Source organism: Acinetobacter sp. 228 (genome assembly GCF_048147885.1).
The window spans coordinates 1-1,492 of record NZ_JAYWYV010000223.1; the positions used below are offsets into that span (position 1 = coordinate 1).

Here is a 1,492-nt window from a genome sequence, read left to right on the forward strand (position 1 = left end):
TTAATTTCAATTTATATAGTAGAGGTAATCTACTCACCTCTACCATCTAAGTTTATTTTTAATGCCTACTCGTCACCCAAGCCATCTAGAAAATCTACTGTCGGTACGAAAAATAGAGTTCCTGTTTGGGCAGTACTAAAGTCAAGTAATCGGTCAAGATTACCTTGCTCATTTCCTAAGAACATATTTTCAAGCATTTGACGTGTCGTACTAAATTTACGTGAGTAACCAATAAAAAAAGTACCATATTCATTTTTGGATGGATTCGAAAAAGGCATATTTGCACGCATAATTTTTAGTTCATTGCCTTCTGCATCATGCGCTTTACTTACTACATTATGTGCTGTTAAAGGCTTCTCGTCATCATCAAGCTCAATATCGTTGAACTTTTTACGCCCGATAACTTTTTCTTGTTCCTCATCGCTTAATGCACGCCATTTTTCCATATCATGGGTATATTTTTGGATAAATGCATAACTTCCCCCAATAAAGTCAGGATCTTCGTTATCCACTAATGCCCATTGTGCAGCAATTACAGGTTCAGGATTTTCTGTTCCATCTACAAAGCCAATAATCGCACGCCCATCGAAATAACGAAAACCATGCACTTCATCAATTGGGTAAGTTACTTTACCTAACTGTTCATTGATGATACTTCCTAACTCATAACATAAAGCTTGTCGATCAGCACGAATATGAAAGAATAAATCCCCGGGTGTTGAAACGGCTGTGTATTTTGGGCCTTTGATTTCTTGAAATGTTTCTAATTCTTGAGGCTTTGCTTGCTGTGGAAATAAAATATTCCACGCGTTTGAGCTAAAACCTAATATGGCATTAAATTTAGTTTCAGGATAACGGTTAGACAAACTTCTGGTTAACGCTGAGAATTTACCAGCAAAATCTTTTACTTTTTCTACAACAGAATCACCTTGAGCTAATCCTAATACAATAAATAAAGCATTTTCTCCAGGATGACTCGTTACAGGCTGAATTCTCATACATTCCATAAAACAGGCCTTATTTTGGTAATTTAAGATAGTAATTTAGCATATTCATGTTTTTATCGTATGATTTCTTATTGTTGTCGCTTCTTAAAAGAGACTGAGTTATCTCAATCTCTAGCGTGTTTTTCTCATTTATATTTTAACTGCCATATTGTTTTTTTAGGTACTTTACAATTTCCGCAGATTCAAACATTTTAACGCCTGTATTTGGGTCCACTAAATAAGGCACTTGCATTTTACCTTGCATGACCGGCAACAATTTTTCTCGCTTTCCCTCTTTTAAAGGTTCATATTTGCCCGGTTTTAACCGAAGAATCGCAGGCCCCATATCTTGCCATCTTTCTTTGGCAACACTATGTAAAATGTAAGGTAGCTCAAGCTCACTTAATACACTTCTTACTACTCTTGAATGGCTTTGTTGCACAAAGATTTAAAAGTTAAGACTTCTCATATCTACTCAAATTTAAGTGACAACTCGGGTATGTGGT

Annotated in this window: 1 protein-coding gene and 1 pseudogene; both read right to left on the reverse strand. The window is 35.7% G+C overall.

Going from position 1 to position 1,492, the window contains the following annotated elements:
- Positions 1-65 precede the first annotated feature (65 nt).
- On the reverse strand, positions 66-998 hold the full coding sequence (locus VXQ92_RS17575; protein WP_265642813.1) for a Dyp-type peroxidase: 933 nt from the start codon (positions 996-998) through the stop codon (positions 66-68).
- A 145-nt stretch (positions 999-1,143) separates the two neighbouring features.
- Positions 1,144-1,413, reverse strand: a pseudogene (locus tag VXQ92_RS17580) (glutathione S-transferase N-terminal domain-containing protein); the annotation flags it as partial.
- Positions 1,414-1,492: the final 79 nt, after the last annotated feature.

Bases quoted from the DNA above. Each gene is read 5' to 3' on its own strand.
- VXQ92_RS17575 (WP_265642813.1), bottom strand. From the start codon at position 998: ATGAGAATTCAGCCTGTAACGAGTCATCCTGGAGAAAATGCTTTATTT.